The 26188-nt window shown below is 69.6% G+C and carries 22 protein-coding genes; 18 read left to right on the forward strand and 4 right to left on the reverse strand.

Annotated elements, in window-relative coordinates; genetic code table 11:
* Positions 1-211: 211 nt before the first annotated feature.
* The 13 genes from paaN (at position 212) to PO78_RS06590 (ending at position 14768) form a co-directional block, all read left to right on the forward strand.
* Entirely contained in the window at positions 212-1879 is a 1668-nt protein-coding gene (paaN, locus tag PO78_RS06530; RefSeq protein ID WP_004299889.1) for a phenylacetic acid degradation protein PaaN, read from the forward strand.
* 10 nt (positions 1880-1889) lie between these two features.
* On the forward strand, positions 1890-2684 hold the full coding sequence (paaG, locus tag PO78_RS06535; RefSeq protein WP_004299887.1) for a 2-(1,2-epoxy-1,2-dihydrophenyl)acetyl-CoA isomerase PaaG: 795 nt from the start codon (positions 1890-1892) through the stop codon (positions 2682-2684).
* The gene (gene paaH, locus PO78_RS06540) at positions 2681-4240 is read left to right on the forward strand and encodes a 3-hydroxyacyl-CoA dehydrogenase PaaH (protein ID WP_004299885.1); all 1560 of its coding nucleotides are present in this window, start codon (positions 2681-2683) and stop codon (positions 4238-4240) included. Before paaG ends, paaH begins: the two co-directional genes overlap by 4 nt.
* Complete coding sequence (paaI, locus tag PO78_RS06545; protein WP_004299883.1) at positions 4233-4700, forward strand: hydroxyphenylacetyl-CoA thioesterase PaaI; 468 nt, start codon at positions 4233-4235, stop codon at positions 4698-4700. Before paaH ends, paaI begins: the two co-directional genes overlap by 8 nt.
* 51 nt (positions 4701-4751) lie before the next feature.
* Positions 4752-6077 carry a phenylacetate--CoA ligase PaaK gene (paaK, locus tag PO78_RS06550; protein WP_004299881.1) on the forward strand — a complete coding sequence of 442 codons (1326 nt, stop codon included), beginning with the start codon at positions 4752-4754 and terminating at the stop codon, positions 6075-6077.
* A 10-nt stretch (positions 6078-6087) separates the two neighbouring features.
* Complete coding sequence (pcaF, locus tag PO78_RS06555; RefSeq protein WP_004299880.1) at positions 6088-7293, forward strand: 3-oxoadipyl-CoA thiolase; 1206 nt, start codon at positions 6088-6090, stop codon at positions 7291-7293.
* A 15-nt stretch (positions 7294-7308) separates the two neighbouring features.
* A complete protein-coding gene (locus PO78_RS06560; RefSeq protein WP_004299879.1) occupies positions 7309-8094 on the forward strand; it encodes an enoyl-CoA hydratase/isomerase family protein in 786 nt (261 codons plus the stop codon).
* 116 nt (positions 8095-8210) lie between these two features.
* Positions 8211-9218 carry a 1,2-phenylacetyl-CoA epoxidase subunit PaaA gene (paaA, locus tag PO78_RS06565; protein ID WP_004299878.1) on the forward strand — a complete coding sequence of 336 codons (1008 nt, stop codon included), beginning with the start codon at positions 8211-8213 and terminating at the stop codon, positions 9216-9218.
* A complete protein-coding gene (paaB, locus tag PO78_RS06570) occupies positions 9215-9511 on the forward strand; it encodes a 1,2-phenylacetyl-CoA epoxidase subunit PaaB (RefSeq protein WP_004299876.1) in 297 nt (98 codons plus the stop codon). The genes paaA and paaB overlap by 4 nt, the downstream gene beginning before the upstream one ends.
* Positions 9511-10293 (forward strand): 1,2-phenylacetyl-CoA epoxidase subunit PaaC, encoded by a 783-nt coding sequence (paaC, locus tag PO78_RS06575; protein WP_004299874.1) that lies wholly within the window; start codon positions 9511-9513, stop codon positions 10291-10293. The genes paaB and paaC overlap by 1 nt, the downstream gene beginning before the upstream one ends.
* 11 nt (positions 10294-10304) lie before the next feature.
* Complete coding sequence (paaD, locus tag PO78_RS06580; RefSeq protein WP_004299873.1) at positions 10305-10817, forward strand: 1,2-phenylacetyl-CoA epoxidase subunit PaaD; 513 nt, start codon at positions 10305-10307, stop codon at positions 10815-10817.
* 19 nt (positions 10818-10836) lie between these two features.
* Positions 10837-11934 (forward strand): 2Fe-2S iron-sulfur cluster-binding protein, encoded by a 1098-nt coding sequence (locus tag PO78_RS06585; protein ID WP_012585051.1) that lies wholly within the window; start codon positions 10837-10839, stop codon positions 11932-11934.
* 173 nt (positions 11935-12107) lie between these two features.
* Positions 12108-14768 carry a bifunctional acetate--CoA ligase family protein/GNAT family N-acetyltransferase gene (locus PO78_RS06590; protein ID WP_004299871.1) on the forward strand — a complete coding sequence of 887 codons (2661 nt, stop codon included), beginning with the start codon at positions 12108-12110 and terminating at the stop codon, positions 14766-14768.
* 27 nt (positions 14769-14795) lie between these two features.
* On the opposite strand, the gene PO78_RS06595 is transcribed toward PO78_RS06590, so the two are convergent.
* On the reverse strand, positions 14796-15518 hold the full coding sequence (locus PO78_RS06595) for a 16S rRNA (uracil(1498)-N(3))-methyltransferase (RefSeq protein WP_043742833.1): 723 nt from the start codon (positions 15516-15518) through the stop codon (positions 14796-14798).
* Positions 15519-15588: 70 nt separating this feature from the next.
* Here PO78_RS06595 and PO78_RS06600 point away from each other — a divergent pair, with 70 nt between their 5' ends.
* The 5 genes from PO78_RS06600 (at position 15589) to PO78_RS06620 (ending at position 22244) form a co-directional block, all read left to right on the forward strand.
* Positions 15589-16398: an inositol monophosphatase family protein gene (locus tag PO78_RS06600; RefSeq protein WP_004299867.1), complete on the forward strand. Its 810-nt coding sequence runs from the start codon at positions 15589-15591 to the stop codon at positions 16396-16398.
* Between the two features lie 70 nt (positions 16399-16468).
* Complete coding sequence (locus PO78_RS06605) at positions 16469-17344, forward strand: phosphoribulokinase (RefSeq protein ID WP_004299865.1); 876 nt, start codon at positions 16469-16471, stop codon at positions 17342-17344.
* A 445-nt stretch (positions 17345-17789) separates the two neighbouring features.
* Entirely contained in the window at positions 17790-19817 is a 2028-nt protein-coding gene (gene tkt / locus PO78_RS06610) for a transketolase (RefSeq protein ID WP_043742835.1), read from the forward strand.
* A gap of 137 nt (positions 19818-19954) precedes the next feature.
* Entirely contained in the window at positions 19955-20983 is a 1029-nt protein-coding gene (gap, locus tag PO78_RS06615) for a type I glyceraldehyde-3-phosphate dehydrogenase (RefSeq protein ID WP_004299859.1), read from the forward strand.
* A 76-nt stretch (positions 20984-21059) separates the two neighbouring features.
* Positions 21060-22244 carry a phosphoglycerate kinase gene (locus tag PO78_RS06620; RefSeq protein ID WP_004299857.1) on the forward strand — a complete coding sequence of 395 codons (1185 nt, stop codon included), beginning with the start codon at positions 21060-21062 and terminating at the stop codon, positions 22242-22244.
* 353 nt (positions 22245-22597) lie between these two features.
* Here the strand turns inward: PO78_RS06620 and PO78_RS06625 are convergent, their stop codons facing one another.
* Genes PO78_RS06625 through PO78_RS06635 form a run of 3 tightly spaced genes read right to left on the reverse strand, consistent with a single transcriptional unit; the run spans position 22598 to position 26096 of the window.
* On the reverse strand, positions 22598-23335 hold the full coding sequence (locus PO78_RS06625; protein WP_043742837.1) for a fumarate reductase iron-sulfur subunit: 738 nt from the start codon (positions 23333-23335) through the stop codon (positions 22598-22600).
* The gene (locus PO78_RS06630; protein ID WP_043742838.1) at positions 23332-25335 is read right to left on the reverse strand and encodes a fumarate reductase flavoprotein subunit; all 2004 of its coding nucleotides are present in this window, start codon (positions 25333-25335) and stop codon (positions 23332-23334) included. The genes PO78_RS06625 and PO78_RS06630 overlap by 4 nt, the downstream gene beginning before the upstream one ends.
* Positions 25332-26096, reverse strand: a complete 765-nt coding sequence (locus PO78_RS06635) for a fumarate reductase cytochrome b subunit (RefSeq protein ID WP_012585047.1) — start codon at positions 26094-26096, stop codon at positions 25332-25334. The genes PO78_RS06630 and PO78_RS06635 overlap by 4 nt, the downstream gene beginning before the upstream one ends.
* Positions 26097-26188: the final 92 nt, after the last annotated feature.

Consider the following 26188-nt stretch of genomic DNA (forward strand, 5'->3'; position numbering starts at 1 on the left):
CGCCCCGGGTTTTTCGACTGGCTACGGCTGCCGGAACACCCCGATAATTTTCACATATCCAACTGTTTATAAAAGACTTCCTTATATCTAAACGTGTTTCGCCTATCAAAACTTGAGGTGATCACCCCCTCCAGAATAGATACCTAGTATTGACATTTATCAAATCGATTTGTATCGTTTGAAGCACAAGACCACCCACTCGGAGAGACCCATGCCCCACCCCTTGCTCGAAAAGCACCGCGCCACCCTCGAAAGCGCCCTCGACGCCATCGCCACGCGCGGCTACTGGTCTGCCTTCCCCGAGATGCCGAGCCCCAAGCTCTATGGCGAGGCGGCGCCGGACGAGGGCAAGCGCGCCTTCGAGGCGCACCTGGGCAAGCCGTTCGAGCTCGGGCAGCCGGGCCAGACGGGCTGGCATGGCGGCGAGAGCTCGCCCTATGGCGTGGCGCTCGACGTGCGCTATCCGGTGTGCGACCCGGAGACGCTGATCGCCGCCGGGCTCGAGGCGATGAAGGGCTGGCAGGCGGTGGGCGCCGACGGCCGCACCGGCATCTGCCTGGAAATCCTCCAGCGCCTGAACAAGCAGAGCTTCGAGATCGCCCACGCGGTCATGATGACCACCGGCCAGGGCTGGATGATGGCCTTCCAGGCCGGCGGCCCGCACGCCCAGGATCGCGGCCTCGAGGCCGTGACCTACGCCTGGCGCGAGCAGAGCTTCGTGCCGGCCGAGACCACCTGGGAGAAGCCCCAGGGCAAGAACCCGGCGCTGGTCATGAAGAAGCACTTCCAGATCGTCGGCCGCGGCGTGGGCCTGGTGATCGGCTGCGGCACCTTCCCGACCTGGAACACCTACCCGGGCCTGTTCGCCGCGCTCGCCACCGGCAACGCGGTCATCGTCAAGGCGCACAGCAATGCCATCCTGCCGGCGGCGATCACCGTGCGCACGATCCGCACCGTGCTCGCCGAGAACGGCATCGACCCCAACCTGGTGAGCCTGTGCGTGGCCACCCAGCGCAGCGTCACCCAGGCGCTCGCCACCCACCCGGCGGTGCAGTCGGTCGACTTCACCGGCAGCAACGTGTTCGGCCAGTGGCTGATCGACAACTGCCGCCAGGCCCAGGTCTATGCAGAGCTCGCCGGCGTGAACAACATCGTCATCGACTCGACGGACTCCTACAAGGCGATGCTGGGCAACCTCGCCTTCACGCTCTCGCTGTATTCCGGCCAGATGTGCACCACCTCGCAGGCGATCTTCGTGCCCGCGGGCGGGATCGACACCGAGGACGGCCACAAGAGCTACGACGAGGTCTGCGCCGACCTCGCCCGTGCGGTCGAGCGCTTCCTGTCCAAACCCGAGGTCGCCCACGCCGTGCTCGGCGCGATCCAGTCCGCCGACACCGCCGAACGCATCGACATCGCCAACAGCGGCGCGCTGGGCAAGGTCGTGCTGGCCTCGCAGAAGCTCGACAACCCCGAGTTCCCGGGCGCCAAGGTGCGCACCCCGGTGCTGCTCGCCTGCGACGCCGCCGACGAGAAGGCCTACATGGAAGAGCGCTTCGGCCCGATCAGCTTCATCGTCAAGGTCGCCGACACCGCCGCAGGGATCGCGCTCTCCGAGCGTGTGGTCAGGACCCACGGCGCGCTCACCGTCGGGCTCTACTCCACGAGGCAGGACGTCATCGACGCGATGACCGAAGCCACCTGGCGCGGCAAGGTCGCGCTGTCGATCAACCTCACCGGCGGCGTGTTCGTGAACCAGTCGGCGGCCTTCTCCGATTACCACGGCACCGGCGGCAACCCGTCGGCCAACGCCTCGTATTCGGATTCCGCCTTCGTCGCCAACCGCTTCCGCGTCGTCCAGCGCCGCTACCACGTCTGAGGATCCGTCCGTGGAATACAACAACATCCAGTTTGCAGTGGAGGCGGGCGTCGCCCGCCTGACGCTGAACCGCCCCGACAAGCTCAACAGCTTCACCGGCGAGATGCACGCCGAGCTGCGCGACGCGCTCGACCGCGTCCACGCCGACAAGGCCGCGCGCGTGCTGGTGCTCACCGGCGCCGGCCGCGCCTTCTGCGCCGGCCAGGATCTGGCCGATCCCGACATGGCGTCGGTGGGCGGCAAGATGCCCGACATCGGCAACGTCGTCGAAAAGAACTACAAGCCGCTCGTGCTGCGCCTGCAGAACCTGCGCGTGCCCACCATCGCCGCGGTCAACGGCATCGCCGCCGGCGCCGGCGCCAGCGTGGCGCTCGCCTGCGATCTGGTGGTGGCGGCGAAGTCGGCCTCCTTCCTGCAGGCCTTCAGCAAGATCGGACTCGTACCCGACACCGGCGGCACCTGGTTCCTGCCGCAGCGCGTCGGCATGGCGCGCGCGATGGGCCTGGCGATGCTCGCCGACAAGCTGCCCGCCGAGAAGGCCGCCGACTGGGGCCTGATCTGGGCGGCGTACGACGATGCCGAGTTCGCTGCAAAGGTGGACGCGCTCGCCGCGCAGCTCGCCGCCATGCCGACCAAGGCCCTGGTGCGCACCCGCCAGGCCATGCACGCCGCGGCCGGCCATACGCTGGAGCAGCAGCTCTCCTTCGAGGGCGGCTTCATGCGCGAGCTGGGCTGGAGCCCCGACTACGCCGAAGGCGTCGCCGCCTTCATGGAAAAGCGCGCACCGAAGTTCACCGGGGAATGAGCGTGACCGACACCCAGATCTCCAAGTCCGCCGCGCAGCCGCTGCCCGCCTCGGCTGTCGTCGCCGTGGTCGGCACCGGCGCCATGGGCGCCGGCATCGCCCAGGTGGCGGCCGCGGCCGGCCACGTGGTCAAGCTGCTCGACAACCGTCCGGGCGCCGCCGCCAAGGCGATCGAAGGCATCCGTGCCCAGTTCGGCAAGCTCGCCGACAAGGGCAAGATGAGCACCGAAGCCGCGCAGGCGGCCGCTGAACGCCTGATCGCCGTCGACCAGCTGGCCGAGCTCGCCGACGCCGCACTGGTGGTCGAGGCCATCGTCGAGAACCTCGAAGCCAAGCAGAAGCTGTACGGCGACCTGGAGAACATCGTCGGCGCCGACTGCATCTTCGGCACCAACACCTCGTCGATCTCGGTGACCTCGATCGGCGCCGCCCTGCAGCGCCCCGAACGCCTGGCCGGCCTGCACTTCTTCAACCCGGCGCCGCTGATGAAGCTGGTCGAGATCGTCTCCGGCCTCGCCACCGCGCGCGTGGTCGCCGACACCCTGTTCGCCACCGCCGCGGCCTGGGGCAAGACGCCGGTGCATGCGCGCTCGACGCCGGGCTTCATCGTCAACCGCGTCGCCCGTCCCTACTACGCCGAGGCGCTGCGCATCCTCAACGAAGGCGGTGGCGACTGCGCCACACTCGACGCGATCATGCGCGACGCCGGCGGTTTCCGCATGGGGCCGTTCGAGCTGATGGACATGATCGGCCACGACGTCAATTTCGCCGTCACACGCTCGGTGTGGAACGCCTTCTACAACGATGCGCGCTTCACGCCCTCGCTGATCCAGCAGGAGCTGGTCGACGCCGGCTTTTTCGGTCGCAAGTCGGGCCGCGGCTTCTACGACTACCGCGAGGGCGCCGCGCGCCCCGCACCCCAGGTCGCGGTGGCGCAGCACGCACCGGACGAGATCGTGCTGCACGGCCATTCGGCCGCCGTGCATGCGCTCGCCGACCGCCTCTTCGAGCGCAACATCCCCCATACCTGGGGCGAAGCCAACGACGGTCGCATCGCCGAGACGGGGGGCGCGGTGATCTTCGTCACCGACGGCCGCACCGCCACGCAACGCGCCACCGAGATGGGCATCGCCAACGTGGTGCTGATCGACCTCGCACTGGACTACGCCACCGCCGGCCGCATCGCGGTCGGCGCCGCGATCAACTGCTTCGCGCCCGCGGTCGGCGCCGCGATCAGCCTGCTGCAGGCGGCCGGCTTCGAGGTCTGCCGCCTGGGCGACACCCCGGGACTGGCAGTGATGCGCACCGTCGCGATGCTCGCCAACGAAGCGGCCGACGCGGTCAACCAGGGGGTGTGCGATGCCGCCGGCGCCGATGCGGCGATGAAGCTCGGCGTCAATTACCCGCGCGGACCGCTGGAATGGGCCGACCGCGTCGGCCTGCCGGCGATCTGCGCCGTACTCGCCAACCTCGCCCGCTTCTACGGCGAGGACCGCTATCGCGTGTCCCCGCTGATCCAGCAGCGCGTGTTCGCCGGAAAGAAGATCCATGACTGATGCGCAGCCCATCCCGACCGATCCGCAGGCCCTGGCCGAGGCCGTGACCGCGGCGATGTGGTCGCGCGACCGTACCGCCCAGGCGCTCGGCATGCGCATCGAGCACGTCGGTCCCGGCCGCTCCAGGGTCAGCATGACGGTGCGCGGCGACATGGTGAACGGCCACCACATCTGCCACGGCGGCCTCATCTTCACCCTGGCCGACACCGCCTTCGCCTACGCCTGCAACGCCTACAACCGCAACACCGTGGCGTCCGGATGCAACATCGACTTCGTCGCCACCGGGCGCGAAGGCGACACCTTGCAGGCCGAGGCCGTGGAGCGCACGCTGGCCGGTCGCACCGGCGTCTATGACGTCACCGTGCGCGACAGCGCAGGCAACACCATCGCCCTGTTCCGGGGCAAGAGCTACCGTATCTCCGGCGAGGTGATCGCCGGACTCGCCGCAGAGAACGCCTAGACGGGTCCGCGCGGCCCCAAGCACACGTAGAGAGACAGAGGAGACCACACCATGCCCGTGAAGAGCCCCCGCCCCGGCGACCTCGACCCGATCGAGACCGCCAGCCGCGACGAAATTTCCGCCCTGCAGCTGCAGCGCCTGCAGTGGTCGGTGCGCCACACCTACGACAACGTCGCGCCCTACCGCAAGCGCTGCGAGGAAGCGGGCGTGCACCCCGACGACCTCCAGTCGCTGGCCGACCTCGCGAAGTTCCCCTTCATGACGAAGACGGACCTGCGCGACAACTACCCCTTCGGCCTGTTCGCCGTGCCGCGCGACAAGGTCGCCCGCCTGCACGCCTCCAGCGGCACCACCGGCAAGTCGGTCGTCGTCGGCTACACGAAGCGCGACCTCGACAACTGGGCCGACGTGGTCGCCCGCTCGCTGCGCGCGGCCGGCGTGCGTGCCGGCGACATGGTGCACAACGCCTACGGCTACGGCATGTTCACCGGCGGCCTCGGCGCCCACTACGGCATCGAGCGTGCCGGCTGCACCGCGGTGCCGATGTCCGGCGGCCAGACCGAGAAGCAGGTGCAGCAGATCATGGACTTCCGCCCCGACGCGATCATGGTCACGCCGTCCTACTCGCTGGTGATCGCCGAGGAGTTCGAGCGCCTGAACATCAAGCCCGAGGACATCTCGCTGAAGATCGGCATCTTCGGCGCCGAGCCCTGGGGCGAAGGCATGCGCAGCGAGATCGAGCGCAAGCTCGGCATCGACGCCATCGACATCTACGGCCTCACCGAGGTCATGGGCCCGGGCGTGGCCAGCGAGTGCATCGAGACCAAGGACGGCCCGGTGATCTGGGAAGACCACTTCTATCCCGAGATCATCGATCCCGACACCGGCGAAGTGCTGCCCGACGGCGAGGAAGGCGAGCTCGTGTTCACCTCGCTCACCAAGGAAGCCTTCCCGGTCATCCGCTACCGCACCCGCGACCTCACCCGCCTGCTGCCGCCGACCGCGCGCTCGTTCCGCCGCATCGGCAAGATCACCGGGCGCTCGGACGACATGCTGATCGTGCGCGGCGTGAACGTGTTCCCGACCCAGATCGAGGAGCAGATCATGCGCGACCGCCGCCTGTCGGGGAACTACCAGATCGTGCTCACGCGCGACGGCCATCTCGACAACGTCGAGATCCGCGTCGAGGTCCAGCGCGAACTCTCCGGCAAGCTCAGCCGCACCGAGACCGAGAACATCGCACGCGAGCTGCAGCACCACATCAAGACCATCATCGGCATCTCCACCAAGGTGAACGTGATGGAGTTCGAAGCCATTCCGCGCACGCTGACCGGCAAGGCCCGCCGCGTCATCGACCAGCGCCCGAAGCAACTGTAAGGAGCTGGCCATGACTCAAGCATTCATCTGCGACGCCATCCGCACCCCCATCGGCCGCTACGGCGGCACCCTGGCCTCCGTGCGTGCCGACGACCTCGGCGCCGTGCCGCTCAAGGCCCTGATGACCCGCAACCCCCAGGTCGACTGGACCGCGGTCGAAGACATCATCTACGGCTGCGCCAACCAGGCCGGCGAGGACAACCGCAACGTCGCGCGCATGTCCGGCCTGCTCGCCGGGCTGCCGATCGAGGTGCCCGGCACCACGGTCAACCGCCTGTGCGGCTCGGGCATGGACGCCATCGGCCTGGCCGCGCGCTCGATCAAGTCGGGCGAGACCGAGCTGATGATCGCCGGCGGCGTCGAGAGCATGTCGCGCGCGCCCTTCGTGATGGGCAAGGCCGAGTCGGCCTTCTCGCGCAGCGCCGCGATCTACGACACCACCATCGGCTGGCGCTTCATCAACCCGCTGATGAAGAAGCTGTACGAGACGCACTCGATGCCGCAGACCGCGGACAACGTCGCCGCCGACTTCGACATCTCGCGCGCCGATCAGGACGCCTTCGCGCTGCGCTCGCAGCAGCGCTGGGCCGCCGCCCACGCCGCCGGTCGCTTCAAGGACGAGCTGGTGCCGGTGGTGATCCCGCGCAAGAAGGGCGACCCGATCGTCTTCGACACCGACGAGCATCCGCGCCCCGAAACCACGCTGGAGATGCTGGCCAAGCTCAAGGGCGTCAATGGCCCCGAGCTCAGCGTCACCGCCGGCAACGCCTCGGGCGTCAATGACGGCGCCTGCGCGCTGCTGCTGGCCTCCGACGCCGCCGCCGCGAAGCATGGCCTGACCCCGCGCGCCCGCGTCGTCGCCATGGCCACCGCCGGCGTGGCGCCGCGCATCATGGGCTTCGGCCCCGCGCCCGCGGTGCGCAAGGTGCTCGCCAAGGCGGGCCTCACGCTCGATCAGATGGATGTGATCGAACTCAACGAGGCTTTCGCGGCACAAGGCCTCGCCGTGCTGCGCGACCTCGGCCTCGCCGACGACGAAGAACGCGTGAACCCCAATGGCGGCGCCATCGCCCTGGGCCACCCGCTGGGCATGAGCGGCGCCCGCCTGGTCACCACGGCGGCCTACGAGCTGCAGCGCCGCAATGGCCGCTACGCGCTGTGCACGATGTGCATCGGCGTCGGCCAGGGCATCGCGATGATCATCGAGCGCGTCTGAGGCACGGGACAGTCCATGAACTACGAAACCCTCGCCATCGAGCGCCGCGGCGCCGTCGCGACGATCTGGATGGATCGGCCGGCAGTGTTCAACGCCTTCAACGAGCAGCTCATCGCCGAGCTGGCGGCCGCCTGCGCCGAACTCGACGCCGATGCCGGCGTGCGCGTGGTGGTGCTGGCCGGGCGTGGCAAGCACTTCTCGGCCGGTGCCGACCTCAACTGGATGCGCCGCGCCTCGGACAGCACCGAGGCGGAGAACCTCGCCGACTCGCGCAAGTTCGCCGCCATGCTGCGCACGCTGTCGGGGATGTCGAAGCCGACCATCGCGCGCGTGCAGGGCGCGGCGCTCGGTGGCGGCACCGGCCTCACCGCCGCCTGCGACATGGCGATCGCCGCGGACGATGCCAGCTTCGCGACCTCCGAGGTCAAGTTCGGCATCATCCCCGCGGTGATCAGCCCCTACGTGCTGCGCGCCATCGGCCCGCGCCACGCCCTGCGCTACTTCCAGAGCGCCGAACGCTTCGGCGCCGCCGAGGCCAAGGCCATGGGCCTGGTCGGCGAGGTCGTCACGCTGGATGAACTCGACGCCGCGGTCGATCGCCTCGTGCAGGCCCTGCTCGCCTGCGGCCCGCAGGCCCAGCTTGCCGCCAAGCAGCTGATCGCCGCGCTGGCCGGGCGTCCGATCGACGACGCCGTCGCCGAGGAGACCGCCGGCCGCATCGCGCGCCAGCGCGCCACCGCCGAAGCCCGCGAAGGCTTCACGGCCTTCTTCGAGAAGCGCTCGCCGGCGTGGATGCAATGAACACCCGCCGCGCCCCGGGCGTGGCGGACCTTTGAGGAGGAGGCGGGGTCACAGCCATGCGCACCCCGCGTTCCGTGCCGGTATTTCCCGGTGCGGTGTTTGCTAGGAGGAAACACATGTACACCCAGGCAATGGACATTCCGGACGATTCCGGAAAGAAACTCGCAGCGGTCTCCAATGCGACGAGCGAGCAGGAAGCCGCCTTCGAGGCCCGCATCGACGCCGACGGGCGCATCGAGCCGCAGGACTGGATGCCCGAGGCCTACCGCAAGACGCTGGTGCGCCAGATCAGCCAGCACGCCCACAGCGAGATCGTCGGCATGCTGCCGGAGGGCAACTGGATCTCGCGCGCGCCCAGCCTCAAGCGCAAGGCCATCCTGATCGCCAAGGTCCAGGACGAGGGCGGCCACGGCCTCTACCTGTACTCCGCCGCCGAGACGCTGGGCACCAGCCGCGACCAGATGCTCGAAGGCCTGCACTCGGGCAAGGCCAAGTACAGCTCGATCTTCAATTACCCGACGCTCAACTGGGCCGACGTCGGCGTGATCGGCTGGCTGGTCGATGGCGCGGCGATCATGAACCAGGTCCCGCTGTGCCGCTGCTCCTACGGCCCCTACGCGCGCGCCATGGTGCGCGTGTGCAAGGAGGAATCCTTCCACCAGCGCCAGGGCTACGAGGCCCTGCTGGTGATGATGAAGGGCACCGACGAGCAGCGCGCGATGGTGCAGGACGCGGTCAACCGCTACTGGTGGAAGTGCCTGGCCATGTTCGGGCCGCCGGATGCCGACAGCCCGCACAGCGCGCAAGGCATGCGCTGGGGCATCAAGCGCATCAGCAACGACGACCTGCGCCAGAAGTTCATCGACGCCACCGTGCCGCAGGCCAAGGTGCTGGGCGTGACCCTGCCCGACCCCGACCTCAAGTGGAACGAGGCGCGCGGCCACTACGACTACGGCCAGATCGACTGGGCCGAGTTCTGGAACACCGTCGAAGGCAACGGACCGTGCAACAAGGAACGCCTGGCCACCCGGGTCAAGGCACACAACGATGGCCAGTGGGTCCGCGACGCGGCCCAGGCCTATGCCCGCAAGCAAAAAGAACGCGCACTGAAGGAGGCAGCATGAACACCCCCGCACTCAAGGATTGGCCCCTCTGGGAAGTCTTCGTCCGCAGCAAGCAAGGCCTCGAGCACAAGCACTGCGGCAGCCTGCACGCGGCCGACGCGGCCCAGGCCCTGCACATGGCGCGCGACGTGTACACCCGCCGCCAGGAAGGCGTGAGCATCTGGGTGGTGCCCTCGGTCGCCATCACCGCCAGCAACCCGGACGACAAGGGCGAGCTCTTCGACCCCGCCGCCGACAAGATCTACCGCCATCCGACCTTCTACGAGATCCCTGAAGAAGTGGGGCACATGTAATGAGCACGCCGATCGACTACCTGCTGCACCTGGCCGACAACGCCGTCGTGCTCGGCCAGCGCAACGCCGAATGGTGCGGGCACGGCCCCATCCTGGAAGAAGACATGGCGCTGGCCAACGTCAGCCTCGACCTCATCGGCCAGGCGCGCCTGCTGTACCAGCGCGCCGCCGAGCTGAAGGGCGGCGACGCCACCGAGGACAAGCTGGCCTATTTCCGCGGCCCGCACGAGTTCCGCAACTACACGCTGCTGGAGCTCCCGCACCACGGCGCGCTGGTCGGCTACGCCGCGGCCGACCGCGACTACGCCACCACGATCGTGCGCAACTTCCTGTATTCGGCGCTGATGGTGCACGTGTGGGACGGCCTGCAGCAGTCCGCCGACGCCAGCCTCGCCGCGATCGCCGCCAAGTCGCTGAAGGAAACCAGCTACCACCTGCACCACTCGCGTGACTGGCTGGTGCGCATGGGCGACGGCACCGAGGAGTCGCACGCCCGCGCGCAGGCGGCGGTGAACCACCTCATGCCCTACACCGAGGAGTTCTGGACCACCAGCCCGGCCGAAGGCGCCGCGGTGGCGGCCAAGATCGGCATCGACGTATGGGCGCTGCGCCCGGCCTGGGACGCGCTCGTCAACGAGGCGCTGGCCGAAGCCACCCTGACCCGCCCGAACTTCCACGGTTACGTGACCGAGGGCAAGATCGGCCTGCACTCCGAGCATCTGAGCTACCTGCTCGGCGAGATGCAGGGTCTGGCCCGCGCCCACCCGGGCGCCACCTGGTAAGGGCGAAGGCCATGAGCAGCGTCGTGGACAAGGTCTGGGCCACCCTGGAGCCCCTGACGGACCCGGAGATCCCGGTGGTGACCCTGCGCGAGCTGGGCATCCTGCGGGATGTGCGGGAGACGGCGGAGGGCATCGAGGTGGTCATCACCCCGACCTACAGCGGCTGCCCCGCCATGGGGCAGATCGAGGACGACGTGCGTGCGAGCCTGGAACAGGCCGGCATCGCGGCGCGGGTGATCACCCAGCTCGCGCCGGCCTGGACCACCGACTGGATGAGCGACGAGGCCAAGGAAAAGCTGCGCGCCTATGGCATCGCCCCGCCCCACCGCACCTGCGGCAGCAGCGGCGGCGCCGAGGTCAGCGTGCTGAAGTTCGTGCGCCGGCAGCCGACCGCGGCGGTCGCCTGTCCGCAGTGCGGCTCCACCCACACCGTCGTCACCTCCGAGTTCGGCTCCACGGCCTGCAAGGCGCTGTACAAGTGCCTCGACTGCCAGGAGCCCTTCGACTATTTCAAACCCTATTAAGAGCCGGAGCCCAGACGCCATGTCAGCCCCCCGTTTCCAAGAACTCGCCATCAAGCGCGTGAGCCCCGAGGCCGCCGGCGCGGTGGCGATCACCTTCGCCATCCCCGAGGCCGAGCGCGAGCGCTTCGCCTTCGAGCCGGGCCAGTTCCTCACCCTGCGCGCCACCATCGATGGCCAGGACGTGCGCCGCAACTACTCGATCAGCAGCCCGCGCAGCCGCCTGGCACGCGAGGGCGAGCTCGAGATCGGCATCCGCCCGGTGGAAGGCGGCCTGTTCTCGAACTGGGCCACGCGCGCCATCAAGGCCGGCGACACCCTGCAGGTGATGCCGCCCGACGGCCGCTTCGTGGTCAAGAAGAAGCGCGCCATCCACCGCGTCGGCTTCGCCGCCGGCTCGGGCATCACCCCGATCCTGTCGATCGCCGCGAGCACGCTGGAAGAACAGCCGGACTCGAAGTTCACGCTGATCTACGGCAACCGTCGCATGTCCACGGTGATGTTCAACGAGGACCTGCAGGACCTCAAGGACCGCTACCGCGACCGCCTGACCATGATCCACGTGCTGTCGCGCCAGGCCCAGGAAGTGGACCTGCTGCAGGGGCGCATCGACGGTCCCAAGGTGCGCGCGATCATCGACGCCCTGCTGCCGGTAGGCAGCATGGACGAGGTCTTCATCTGCGGCCCCGACGAGATGATCACCGCCACCGAGACCGCGCTGGTCGAGGCCGGCGTGCCCGCCGACCGTATCCGCACCGAGCGCTTCACCGCCAACCTGCCCGCCGGCGCCCACCCGGTCGGCGCCTCGAGCACCGCCGAGGCCGTCGCGGCCGCGACCAAGGACATCACCATGGTCCTGGTGCTCGACGGCAAGGAGCACGAGATCGCGATCGGCCCCGACGAGCACCTGCTCGACGCCGGCCTCAATGCCGGCCTCGACCTCCCTTTCTCGTGCAAGGCCGGCGTGTGCTGCACCTGCCGCGCCAAGGTGACGGAGGGCGAAGTCGTGATGGACAAGAACTTCACCCTCGAGGCCGACGAAGTCGCGCAGGGCTACGTGCTGAGCTGCCAGGCGCGCGCCACCACCAAGCGCCTCAAGATCAGCTTCGACGAGCGCTGACACGATCTGCGGGCCGACGGCGTCCGCGCGCGCAGCAGCTTCCGACGGCCGTCTCGACGGCCGTTTTCCTTCGCGGACGGAGACGCGGCCGCGCGCCCCTGACGCAGGTCAACGCCGAAAGGGCGGCGGCCTGCTATCCCTTTAGACCTCATCCACTTTCCAGCGCGAAGATCATGGCCGGCTCCCACGCTCTCAGCACCGCCTTCGAACCGTCCTCGATCGCCGTCATCGGCGCGTCCGACGCACCCGGGTCCGTCGGCCGCGTCATCTTCCGCAACCTGGTCGAAGGCGGCTATCGCGGCACCCTGTACGCGGTCAACCCGAAGTACGGCAGCATCCAGGACCATCCCTGCCACCGCTCGGTCGAGGACATCGGCCGACCGGTCGATCTCGCCATCATCGCCACCCCCGCACGCATGCTGCACAGCGTCACCGCACAGTGCGGGCGCAGCGGCGTACGCAACGCGGTCATCATCAGCGCCAGCGGGAACGCACTCGAGCGCCGCATCGTCGAGACCGCGCGCGAGACCCGGCTGCGCCTGATCGGGCCCGGCAGCCTGGGCATCGCACGCCCCGGCAGCGGGATCAATGCCGCGCTCACCCGCATCGCCGTCAAGCCCGGCGAGATCGCCCTGATCTCGCAGTCGGGCGCGATGTGCTCGGTCGTGCTCGACTGGGCGTTGACCAACGACGTCGGCTTCTCTTCGGTCATCTCGCTCGGCGGCACGGTGGACATCGACTACGGGGAAACGCTGGAGTACCTGATCCACGACACGCAGACGCGCTACATCCTGCTGCACGTCGATCACATCCGCAACGCCCGCCAGTTCATGAGCGCACTGCGCTCGGCCGCGCGCGTCAAGCCGATCATCCTGCTCAAGGCCGGCCGCCACGGTCGCAGCGACAACAACGCCGCCGACGCGGACAACGCCGGCCTCGCCGACGTGGTCTTCGACGCGGCGATGCGCCGCGCCGGCGTGGTGCGGGTGCAGAACATCGACCAGCTCTTCTTCGCCGCCAAGGCCTTGTCCTGCGGCTTTCGACCGCGCGAGGACAGCCTCGCCATCGTCTCCAACGGCAGCGGCCCGGCCGATCTCGCCGCCGACCGCGCCAAGGACCTCGGCACCGGACTCGTCGGGCTGGGCTCGCCGACGGTCGCCACGCTCGAGCGCCTCGGCGGACGCGAGCGGCACTCCCACAACCCGCTCGACCTCGGCGGCGACGCCAGCGCGCAGCTGTACCGCGACGCCATCCTCGCCCTCTCCGAGGACGCCGCGGTTTCCAACGTGCTGGTGATCCTGTCGCCGCACGCGCTCGTCGATCCGGTCGAGGTGGCGCAGGACATCATCGACCTCGCCGCCCAGGTGCGGCTCCAGCTGTGCTGCTGCTGGATGGGCGGCGGCCAGGTCGCCGAGGCGCGCGCGCTGCTCGCCCGGGCCGGGCTGCCGGTGTTCAGTTCGCCCGAGGCGGCGATCGAGCTGTTCCACAACATCTCGCGCTTCCACCACAACCAGACCCTGCTGCTGCAGACCGCCGGCGGCGGCAGCGCCGCCGCCTACCGCCGCACGGGTGGTGCGCGCGTGCTGATCGAGACCCTGCTCAACCAGCGTCGCCATATCCTCTCGGCGATGGAGTCCAAGGCGCTGCTGCGCAGCTTCGGCATCCCGGTCACGCACACCACCGTCGCCCGCGACGCCACCGAGGCCTTGTTCGTCGCCGAGCAGGCGGGTTTTCCGGTGGCGATGAAGGTCGACGCTCCCGAGCTGGCGAGCAAGTCCGAATCCGGCGGCGTGCGCCTCAACCTCAACACCGCCGAGTCGGTGTGGAGCGCCTTCCACGACATCGTCGACGCGGTGCGCCTGCGCCACCCCGAGGTGCAGATCAACGGCGTGTCGATCGAGCCCTATCTGTACCGGCCGCAGGCGCGCGCCTTCCGCATCCAGGTGCATCGCGACGCGATCTTCGGTCCGGTGATCAGCCTCGGCGCGCAGGACGCCTCCGCGCCGCGCACCTTCGCGCTGCCACCGCTGAACCCCGTGCTGGCCCGCGACCTCATCGACTCGGCCATCCCGGCGGCCGCACAGGGCCCGCGCAGCCAGGGCGGCGCGCTCAACCGCGCCGCCATCGAGCAGGTGCTGGTGTCGGTGTCCGACCTCGTGTGCGAGCTGCCCTGGGTGCGCGAGCTCGCGATCGACCCCTTGTTCATCGACGGCGACGGCGCCATCGCGGCCGATGCCCGCGTCGTCATCGACCAGGGCCTTCCCGCCGGCAGCGACCGCTACGCGCACATGGCGATCCACCCCTATCCGCTGCACCTCGTCCAGGACTGGAAGGTCGGCGACGGTCGTGCCGTGCGTACGCGTCCGGTGCGCCCGGAGGATGCCAACCTGGTGCTGGGCTTCTTCGACGGACTGAGCGCCGAGACCCGCTTCATGCGCTTCATGGAAGAGCTGCAGGAGCTCAGCCCGGCGCTGGTCGCACGCTTCACGCAGATCGACTACGACCGCGAGATGGCGCTGATCGCCACCACCATCGACGACGCCGGCGCCGAGCACATGGTGGGCAGCGCCCGCTATTCCCTCGCCGCCGACGGCGAATCGGTCGAGTTCGCCCTGGTCGTGGCCGACGACTGGCAACGCCACGGACTGGGCCGCCGCCTCATGGGTGCTCTCATCGAGGTCGCGCGCGGCAAGGGCTATCGCAACATCTTCGGCGACGTGCTGGGCAAGAACGCCAAGATGCTGCGCCTGATGCACGGCCTCGGCTTCCTCGTGCAGCCCCACCCGGAAGAGAGCGCGTTGCGCCGGGTGGTGAAGGTGCTGCATGGCAAGTAGCGCGTCCGCAGCGGCGCAGACGGCCGCTCAATAATCGCCCCAGCGCGCCTGCAGCGCCGCCACGGCGGCGAGGCCCGCGGTCTCGGTGCGCAGCACGCGCGGCCCGAGCCGCACGCGCCGGCAACCGGCGGCGTCGAAGGCCGCCATCTCGCCCTCGCTCCAGCCACCCTCCGGCCCGACCAGCAGGTGCACCTCGTCCTTCGGCTCGGGTTCGTCGGCAAAGCCCTTGGCCCCGCCGGGCGCAAGCACGTAGCCGGGCGCAGCGCGATGCGCGCCCAGCCAGTGTGCGAGCGGCTGCAGGGGGCGGATCTCGGGGACGCGGTTGCGCCCGCACTGCTCGCAGGCCGCGATCGCGACCTGCTGCCAGTGCGCGACGCGCTTGTCGGCACGCTCGGCCGCCAGACGCAGCACCGAGCGCTCGGCCTGCACCGGCTGGATCGCATGCACGCCGAGCTCCACCGCCTTCTGCACCACCCAGTCCATCTTGTCGCCCGAAGCCAGCGCCTGCACCAGCACGATGCGCAACGGCGACTCGCGTTCGACCGCACGCGCCTCGCCGAGCCGAGCGAACACCGCCTTGCCGCGCACGGCCAGGCGCGCATCGACCTCTCCGCCGCTGCCGTCGAACAGCACCACCGCCTCGCCATCGCGCAGGCGCAACACCCGCAGCGCATGGTGGGCGAGCGCCTCGGGGAGCGCCACCTCGCCGCCCGCGGGCAGGCGATCCGGAAAGTGGAATCGTGAAATCATCGTAAGATTATAGGCCCAGCTCCCCTCGCCCCCTGCCCCTCTCCCGCCGCCCGCCGGCAAGGAGCCCGCCATGCCCACCGCCGCCCACCGCCTCGCCCGTGCCCGCGCCCTCGAATCGATGGTGCGCGACATCGCGCGCGCCGAGATCCTTCCGCGCTACCTGAAGTCCGCGCGCAACCGCAAGGCCGACGGTTCGCTGTTCACCGAGGCCGACATGGCCTCGCAGCAGCGCTTCAGCGAGGCCCTGCCCGCCTTCCTGCCCGGCGCCGTGCTCGGCGAGGAGATGACCGCGGCCGAGCAGGCCGCGCTGTGGAAGGAAGGCGCGCGCGGCCTGTGGTGCATCGACCCGATCGACGGCACCACCAACTTCGCCAACGGCATCCCCCTGTTCGCGGTGTCGATCGCCTATCTGATCGACCACGAGCCGGTGATCGGCGTGGTGTACAACCCGATCACCGACGAATCCTTCTACGCCGCCCGCGGCGCCGGCGCCTTCCTCAACGGCACCGAGCTGCCGCTGCGCGCAGGCGCCACCGAGTTGCGCGACGCCGTCGCCGGGGTGGACTTCAAGCGCATCAGCCACCACCTCGGCGACGAGCTCGCGGTGCGTCCGCCCTACTACTCGCAGCGCAACTTCGGCTCCAGCGCCCTCGAATGGTGCTTTGTCGCCGCCGGCCGGCTCGACGTCTACCTGCACGGCGGGCAGATGCTGTGGGACTACGCCGCCGGCCGCCTGATCCTCGCCGAAGCCGGCGGCATCGCCGAGGCGCTCGACGGCGGCGTGCTGATGTCCGGCCCGGCGATCAAGCGCGGCGTCATCGCCGCCACCAGCCCGGCGCTGTTCGCCGAATGGTCGGCCTGGGTCAAGGCGCGCTCCTGATGGCTCGCACCGCGCTTTATTGCGGTGCAGAATCCGTGTCGAAACCGACTCGCCAGCGGCGGAACCCATCATGTCCATGAAGCACCCGATCATCGCCGTCACCGGCTCGTCCGGCGCCGGCACCACCACGGTCAAGCACACCTTCGAAGCGATCTTCCACCGCGAGAACGTCAACGCCGCCATCGTCGAGGGCGACAGCTTCCACCGCCACACCCGCGCCGAGATGAAGACGCTGATCGAGGAAGCCGAGCGTGCGGGCCTGCGCGGGATCAGCCACTTCGGCCCCGAGGCCAACCTGCTCTCCGAGCTCGAGAGCCTCTTCCGCGCCTACGGCGAGGCCGCCACCGGCCGCCGCCGCTACTACATCCACAACGAAGCCGAGGCGATGCGCTGGAACCTGCCGCTCGGCACCTTCACCGAGTGGGAAGATCTCCCGGTCGGCACCGACTGCCTGTTCTACGAGGGCCTGCACGGCGCACTCGTCACCGACGAGGCCGACATCGCCAGCCACGTCGACCTGCTGATCGGCGTCGTGCCCATCATCAACCTCGAGTGGATCCAGAAGCTGCACCGCGACACCAAGCTGCGCGGCTACACCGCCGAGGCCGTGCAGGACACCATCCTGCGCCGCATGCACGACTATGTGCACTACATCGTCCCGCAGTTCGCCCGCACCCACATCAACTTCCAGCGCGTGCCGGTGGTCGACACCTCCAACCCCTTCATCGCGCGCGACGTGCCCACCCAGGACGAGTCCATGGTGGTGATCCGCTTCAAGGACCCGCGCGGAGTCGACTTCCCCTACCTGCTGCGCATGATCCACGACGCCTTCATGAGCCGCGCCAACACCATCGTGATCCCCGGCGGCAAGCTCGACCTCGCCATGCAGCTGATCCTCACCCCGCTGATCTGGAAGCTGATGGAACGCCGCCGCCAGTGGGTGTGAGGCGCGACGGAATTCCCCGGCAGCCTGCCTCGGCAGCACACCGACCAGCCCCCCAGCCCCACTCCGCGCGAGGTCGCGGGGTCGGGGTGGTGTGGGCCAACTTCAGGAGCGCCGAGGTGGAGGGCGTCGCGGGGGAAACAAGGCGACGCATGTTTGAGGAGCGCAGCGACGAGTTTGCGTCGCCGCCCCCGCGGCGGCCTCCGCCGAGGGCAGCCCGGAGCGCAGCGAAGGGCCGCGAGTGCAGGCGGCGCACACCATCCCGACCCCGCGACCGAATCGACGCCGCCCCTCCTCGGACCCCGTGACCGATTCCAAGCCGCGCCCACCGCCCCGCGAAAGCCCCTCGCCCGGCGCAACATTGCCGCAACGCAACATTGGCATCCCCGGGGTCTTTTAAGGGATAATTCCGAACTTTCCCGATGGCGGCCTCCGGCCCGAAAACAGCATGCAGTCGACCCGCAACGTCCAGCCCCCGGTCTTCAACCCCATCACCGGCGCCATCCGCGCCCTCGCGATGGACGCGGTGCAGCAGGCCAACTCCGGCCATCCCGGCGCGCCGATGGGCATGGCCGAGATCGCCGAGGTGCTGTGGCGCCACCACCTGCGCCACAATCCGGCCAACCCCAAGTGGGCCGACCGCGACCGCTTCGTGCTCTCCAACGGCCACGGCTCGATGCTGATCTACGCGCTGCTCCACCTCACCGGCTATGACCTGCCGATCGAGGAGCTCAAGCGTTTCCGCCAGCTCCACAGCAAGACCCCCGGCCACCCCGAATACGGCTACGCCCCCGGCATCGAGACCACCACCGGTCCGCTCGGCCAGGGCATCACCAACGCCGTCGGCATGGCGCTCGCCGAGAAGATCCTCGCCGCCGAGTTCAACCGCCCCGGCCACGAGGTGGTCGACCACCACACCTATGTCTTCCTCGGCGACGGCTGCCTGATGGAAGGCATCTCGCACGAAGCCTGCTCGCTCGCCGGCACCTGGGGCCTGGGCAAGCTGGTCGCGTTCTACGACGACAACAACATCTCCATCGACGGCCATGTCGACGGCTGGTTCACCGACGACACCCCGAAGAGGTTCGAAGCCTACGGATGGCAGGTCATCCGCGACGTCCAGGGCCATGACCCGGTCGCCATCGAGGCCGCCCTCCAGCAGGCCAAGGCCAACACCGCCCAGCCCACGCTGATCTGCTGCAAGACCATCATCGGCGCCGGCGCGCCCAACAAGCAGGACAGCCACGACGTGCACGGCGCCCCGCTCGGCGCGGCCGAGATCGAGGCCGCACGCGCCCACATCGGCTGGAACCACCCGCCCTTCCACATCCCGGCCGACGTCTACGCAGCCTGGGACGCGCGCACCAAGGGCGCCTCGCTCGAGGCGCAATGGAACGCCGCCTTCGCCGCCTACCGCGCCGCCCACCCCGAGCTCGCCGCCGAGTTCGAACGCCGCATGGCCGGCGAGCTACCCGCCGACTGGGACGCCCACGTCACCGCGGTGCTCGCCAAGGTCGTCGACAAGGCCGAGACCATCGCCACCCGCAAGGCCAGCCAGAACGCCATCGAGGCCTACGCACCCAGGCTGCCCGAACTCCTCGGCGGCTCGGCTGACCTCGCCGGCTCCAACCTCACGCTGTGGTCGGGCGCGAAGGGCGTCAGCAAGACCAGCGGCGGCAACTACGTCTATTACGGCGTGCGCGAATTCGGCATGGCGGCGATCGCCAACGGCATCAGCCTGCACGGCGGTCTCATCCCCTACACCGCCACCTTCCTGATGTTCAGCGAGTACGCGCGCAACGCCCTGCGCATGGCCGCACTGATGAAGGTGCGCCAGATCTTCGTGTTCACGCACGATTCGATCGGCCTCGGCGAGGACGGTCCCACCCACCAACCGGTGGAACAGACCGCCACGCTGCGCCTGATCCCCAACATGGACGTGTGGCGTCCCTGCGACACCACCGAGTCGGCCGTGGCGTGGGCGAACGCGATCGAGCGCAAGGATGGCCCGACCAGCCTGTGCTTCTCGCGCCAGAACCTTCCCTTCCAGGCACGCACTTCCGATCAGGTCGCGGCGATCCGCAAGGGTGGCTACGTGCTGTCGGAGGCCCCGGCCGGCGTGAATGGCGGCAAGCCGCAGGCGGTGATCCTCGCCACCGGCTCCGAGGTCGCGCTCGCCATGGCCGCGCAGAAAACCCTCGCCGAGCAGGGTGTCGCGGTGCGCGTGGTGTCCATGCCCTCGACCAACGTCTTCGACCGCCAGGACGCCGCGTACAAGGCGAGCGTGCTGCCCGCCGGCCTGCCGCGCGTCGCGGTCGAGGCCGGCACGACCGACGGCTGGTACAAGTACGTCGGGCTCGAAGGCCGCGTGATCGGCATCGACCGCTTCGGCGAGTCGGCCCCGGCGGGCGAGCTCTTCAAGTATTTCGGCATCACCGCGGAGGCGGTGGTGCAGGCAGTGAAGTCGGTGCTCTGACGAGACCCTGGCGCGGGAGCGGTTCCGGAAACGGATCGCTCCCGCTGCACATCAGGACACGGTCCCGCACGGACCGGCAGGGCATCGGCAAACACAAATCACGCGGTTTTCCACCGTTATCTCAGGGAGAAGCAAGGATGAGCATCAAGGTCGCCATCAACGGTTTCGGTCGTATCGGTCGCTGCACGCTGCGCGCCATCTACGAGCAGGGCCTGCAGAACGAGTTCGAAGTGGTCGCCATCAACGCCTCGGGCGATCTGGCCACCAACGCCCACCTGCTCAAGTACGACACCACCCACGGCCGCTTCGCCACCTCGGTCGAGACCGAGGGCGAGAACGTCATCATCATCGACGGCAAGAAGATCCCCTTCTACTCCACCAAGGACCCCAAGGGCGTGAACTGGGGCAGCCACGGCGTGGACGTGCTGCTCGAATGCACCGGCGCCTACACCACCAAGGCCAAGGCCCAGGCCCTGCTCGACCAGGGCGCCCGCCGCGTGCTGATCTCCGCCCCGGGCGGCGACGACGTCGACACCACCATCGTGATGGGCGTGAACGAGGAAGTGCTGCGCGGCGACATGACCGTGGTCTCCAACGCCTCGTGCACCACCAACTGCCTGGCCCCGGTCGCCAAGATCCTGGCCGACAGCGTCGGCATCAAGCAGGGCCTGATGACCACCATCCACGCCTACACCAACGACCAGGTGACCGTGGACGTGCGCCACAAGGACCTGCGCCGCGCCCGCGCCGCCGCCGCCAACATCATCCCGACCAAGACCGGTGCCGCCAAGGCCGTCGGCCTGGTGCTGCCGCAACTGGTCGGCAAGGTCGATGGCTTCGCCCTGCGCGTGCCCACGATCAACGTCTCGCTGGTCGACCTCACCTTCACCGCCGAGCGCGCCACCACCAAGGAAGAGATCAACGCGCTGATGACCGCCGCGGCCAACGGCCCGCTCAAGGGCATCCTGGCGGTCAACACCGAGCCGCTGGTGTCCTCCGACTTCAACCACACCACCGTGTCCTCCACCTTCGACGCCACCCAGACCCGCGTCATCCAGGGCGAGGACGGCTCGGTGCTGGTCAAGGTGCTGGCCTGGTACGACAACGAGTGGGGCTACTCCTGCCGCATGCTCGACGCCGCGCGCGCCTTCTGCAACGCCAAGTAAGCGCCAGGCGACACACGGACATCCAGTCGAACCGACGCCCTGCCCCGCAGGGCGTTTTTCCGGGAACGAGCGAATCATGCAAGTCAAGAAACTCACCGAACTCGACGTGCGCGGCAAGAAGGTCTTCATCCGCGCCGACCTCAACGTGCCGCAGGACGACGCCGGCAACATCACCGAGGACACCCGCATCCGCGCCTCGCTGCCCTCGATCCAGTACTGCCTGGACAACGGCGCCGCGGTGATGGTCACCTCCCACCTCGGCCGCCCCACCGAAGGCACGGTCGGCCCCGACGACACCCTGGCCCCGGTCGCGGTGCGCCTCGGCCAGCTGCTGCACCGCCCGGTGCGCCTGGTGTCCGACTGGGTCGAGGGCGGCTTCGAGGTCAAGCCGGGCGAGGTCGTCCTGCTCGAGAACTGCCGCTGCAACAAGGGCGAGAAGAAGGACAACGAAGAGCTGGCCAGGAAGATGGCCGCGCTCTGCGACGTCTATGTCAATGACGCCTTCGGCACCGCCCACCGCGCCGAGGCCACCACCCACGGCATCGCCCGCTTCGCCCCGGTGGCCTGCGCCGGCATCCTGATGGGCGCCGAGATCGACGCGCTCGGCAAGGCCCTGCAATCCCCGCAGCGCCCGCTGGTGGCGATCGTGGGCGGCTCCAAGGTCTCGTCCAAGCTCACCATCCTGAAGTCGCTCGCCCACAAGGTGGACCAGCTCATCGTCGGCGGCGGCATCGCCAACACCTTCCTGCTCGCCTCCGGCAAGCGCATCGGCGAGTCGCTCGCCGAGCCCGAGCTGGTCAAGGAAGCGCAGGCGATCATGGACATGATGAAGGCGCGTGGCGCCGAGGTGCCGCTGCCGGTCGACGTCGTCGTCGCCGACGAGGTCTCCGCGCTGGCGCGTGCCAACCGCATTCCGGTGGAAGAGGTCGGCGCGCACGACCGCATCCTCGACGTCGGCCCGAAGACGGCCGCCAAGCTCTCCGAGATCATCGCCAACGCCGGCACCATCGTGTGGAACGGCCCGGTCGGCGTGTTCGAGCTGCCCCAGTTCGCCGGCGGCACCAAGATGATGGCCTCGGCGATCGCGCACTCCGAGGCCTTCTCGATCGCGGGTGGCGGCGACACCCTGGCGGCGATCGCCAAGTTCCACATCGCCGAGGACGTGGGCTACATCTCCACCGGCGGCGGCGCCTTCCTCGAGTTCCTCGAAGGCAAGACCTTGCCCGCGATCGCGGCGCTGGAAGCGCGCGTCAAGGACTGAGCCCCGATCCGTCACCGCCGGATCGCGACTGGCGTCGCGCCTGCAAGACCCGCGGCGTCTCGGGTGGGGTGCAGGAGCGACGCCAGTCGCGATTGCGGCGCCTGGAATTCAGGCCGCGCTGGCCTATTGCGCTGGATCGCGACTGGCGTCGCTCCTACAAGCAATTCCAGGCGCTGGCCGGAGCGCGACGGTTGTCGTGGGAGCGACGCAAGTCGCGATCGGGCGCTCCGGCGGGCGACGCACGGCCTGCAAATACCGCGTGGCCGGGATCGCGACTGGCGTCGCTCCTACGCGTCCTGCGGCGCCGCGGATGAGGTGTAGGAGCGACGCGAGTCGCGATTGCGGCGCTCGATTCATCCCCGCCGCAGCCAGCGTACCCCTTGCCCGGCCATCTTGCGGCGCAGCCAGGCGAGCTGGGTCTGCAGGGGCAGCTCCTTGGGACAGAGGTCGTTGCAGGCAAGCAGGCTCATGCAGCCGAAGATGCCCTCGTCGTTGCCGACGAGCTCGTAGAAGTCGGCGGCGTCGCGCGTATCCGCCGAGTCGAGGCGGAAGCGCGCGATCTTCACGAGACCGACCGCGCCGACGAAGCCCTCGCGCATCTGCGCGGTGGCGCAGGCGGCGATGCAGCAGCCGCATTCGATGCAGCGGTCGAGCTCGTAGACCGCCTCGGCCAGCGCGGGCTCCATGCGCGCCTCCAGGCGATCGAGATCGGGCTCCGCGTCGAGATGCACCCAGGTCTGCAGGCGCTCGGCGAGCTCGCGCATCCAGCTCCCGGTATCCACCGACAGGTCCGCCACGAGGCGGAACACCGGCAGCGGATAGAGGCTGAACGCCGCCGGCAGCGTGCTCGTCAGCGTGCGGCAGGCCAGCCCGGGGCGGCCGTCGATCACCATCGCGCACGCCCCGCACACGCCGGCGCGGCACACGAAGTCGAAGTTGAGGTCGGGCGCCTGCGTGTCGCGGATCGCGTTGAGCGCGATGAAGAGAGTCATGCCCGGCCGCTCGTCAAGCTCGTAGTCGACCAGGCGCGGCACGCTCCGGGGGTCGCGCGGGTTGTGGCGGAAGATCGAGATCTTCAGGCGGCGGCTCATCGCGGCGCTCCCTCTTCGATGTCGGCGATGCGTTCGTTGTCGCCTCGATAGCGTTCGGGCAGGCGTGCGCGGAAATCCAGCAGCGCGGCCTGCAGCGGGGCACCCCCCGCGCCTTCGAGACGGGCACGGATGGACTCGAGCTCGGCCTCGCGCAGCGCGGTGGCCGGATGCTCGACGATGTTGCGCGTGCCATAGCCGCGGAATCCGGGCGGCAGCTCCATGCTCTCGACCCGGATCGGCTCGTATTCCAGCACCGGCGTGGCGGCGCCCACCGGCCACCAGGCCAGCGTGCGCCGCAGCCAGTCGCGGTCGTTGCGTGCCGGGTAGTCTTCGCGCGCGTGCGCACCGCGGCTCTCGCGGCGCTCGAGCGCGCCCTGCGCGGCGCACAGCGCCAACGCCAGCATGCGCGGCAGCCGGTAGGCGGCCACCAGCTCCGGATTGGCGTCGAGGTGGCGGCTGGCGATGCCGACCCGCTGCGCGCGCGCGTGCAGGTCGACCAGCGTGGCGACCGCCGTGCGCAGCCCCGCCTCGTTACGGAACAGGCCGACGTGCTCGGTCATGGTCGCCTCCATCCCGCGCCGCAGCGAGGCGACGTTGTCCGCGCCCGGCGCGGGCGCCGGACGCGCCGTGATCGCCTCCAGGGCAGCGCGCTCGCGGCCGACGAACTCGCGCGCCAGCCCGGGCGAGAACTGCAGCGCGCCGGCGTGCGACTCGACGAAGTCGGCGACGTATTCGCCCACCAGCATGCCCGCCACCACCGTCTCGGCGAGCGAGTTGCCGCCCAGGCGGTTGAAGCCGTGCAGGTCCCAGCACGCCGCCTCGCCCACCGCGAACAGGCCGCGCAGCGCGGGCGACTCGCCGCGGTGGTCGGTGCGGATGCCGCCCATCGAGTAGTGCTGGGTCGGCCGCACCGGGATCCAGTCGCGCGCCGGGTCGATGCCGAGGAAGTGGCGGCAGATGTCCTTCACCTCGCGCAGCTTGTGGTCGATATGGGCGGCGCCGAGCACCGCGATGTCCAGCCACAGGTGCTCGCCGGCGGCCGACTTGACGCCCTTGCCGCGGCGCATGTGCTCGGCCATGCGGCGCGAGACCACGTCACGCGAGGCCAGCTCGGCCTTCTCCGGCTCGTAGTCGGGCATGAAGCGGTGGCCGTCGACGTCGCGCAGCAGGCCGCCGTCGCCGCGGCAGCCCTCGGTGACGAGAATGCCGGCGGGCACGATCGCGGTGGGGTGGAACTGCACCGCCTCCATGTTGCCCAGGCGTGCCACCCCGGTCTCGAGCGCGATCGCAGCACCCATGCCCTCGTTGATGATCGCGTTGGTGGAGATGCCCCAGATGCGGCCGAAGCCGCCCGTGGCGATCACCGTGGCGGCGGCCAGGATGGCGTACAGCTCGCCCGTCTCCAGGTCGCGCACCACCGCGCCCTGGCAGCGCCCGCCGTCGTGGACCAGCGCCACCGCCTCGCTGCGGTCGCGCACCGGGACGCGCTCGGCGACCGCGCGGTCGCCGAGCGCGTAGAGCATGGTGTGGCCGGTGCCGTCGGCGGTGTAGCAGGTGCGCCACTTGCGCGTGCCGCCGAAGTCGCGCGCGGTGATGAGGCCGTGGGCCTCGTCGCGCTCGGTCAGCGTGACGCGCTCGCCGTTGATGACCACCTCGTGGGCGCCGCGCTGCACGCGGTTCCAGGGCACGCCCCAGGCCGCGAGCTCGCGCACCGCCTTGGGCGCCATGTGGGCGAACATGCGCGCGACGAGCTGGTCGCAGCCCCAGTCCGAGCCGCGCACGGTGTCGCCGAAGTGCACGTCCTCGTTGTCGCCCATGCCCTTGAAGGCGTTGCCCAGGCTCGCCTGCATGCCGCCCTGCGCCGCCACCGAGTGCGAGCGCTTGGCCGGCACCAGCGACAGCACCTCGACCCGCAGCCGGCGCCTTGCCGCGCCCACCGCGGTGCGCAGGCCGGCCAGGCCGCCGCCCACCACCAGCACGTCGGTGTATTCGATCCTCATCGCGCCTCCTCCACCGCAGTCGGGCTGCGCTGCCAGGTCGGTACGTAGCGCTCGCCGGCGCGCGGCGCATGCTCGATGCCCATGCGGATCTCCGCCAACAGCGTGGTCAGCCCCAGCGTGAGCAGGAAGGCGATCAGGCCCCACATCGCCAGCTTCAGCCGGCGCCGCGTCGTGCGCGCGTCGCGGCCCTCGAACCAGCCCCACTTCACCGCCAGGCGGTACAGGCCCACGCTGCCATGCACCTCGACTGCGAACAGCAAGGCGAGATAGAGCGGCCAGAAGCCGCCGGTCCACACGCGATCGGCGGACTCGTAAGGGCCGATGAGGTCGGGATGCATGAACATGGCGTACAGATGCACCGGCGCGAGGAAGAACATCGCGAAGCCGGTCGCCACCTGCACGAACCACAGCGTCGTGTCGCCATGGCGCAGACGGCTGCCGTGGCGCGCGGCGATGCGGTACTGGCGCCAGTCGGCGGGAAACCTGCGCAGCGCCAGCAGCGCATGCAGGGCGAACAGGAGCGCGATCGAAGCGACGAAGGCCGTCACCAGCCACGCCTGCGGACGCGGCAGGAAGAAGTAGCCCTCGAAGAAACGCGCCACCGCCCACGCGAAGTCCGCGCTGATCAGGATCGCGGACACGAAGCCCATGTGCAGCCACATGAAGAGGGCGAGGGCGAGGCCGGACAGGCTCTGGAGCAGATCCAGGCGTGCCGGCCAGGGCGAGGCGGCCGAAGCTGCGCAAGGTCGCGGGAGCGTCATGAAGATGCGATGTGCAGGACAGGCAGCACACTATACAACGGATGCCGCAGTGCACAACCCAGATCGCCGCGCCCGACGCCGCGCAAAGTCTC

Source organism: Thauera sp. SWB20, from assembly GCF_000831325.1.
GTDB lineage: Bacteria > Pseudomonadota > Gammaproteobacteria > Burkholderiales > Rhodocyclaceae > Thauera > Thauera aminoaromatica.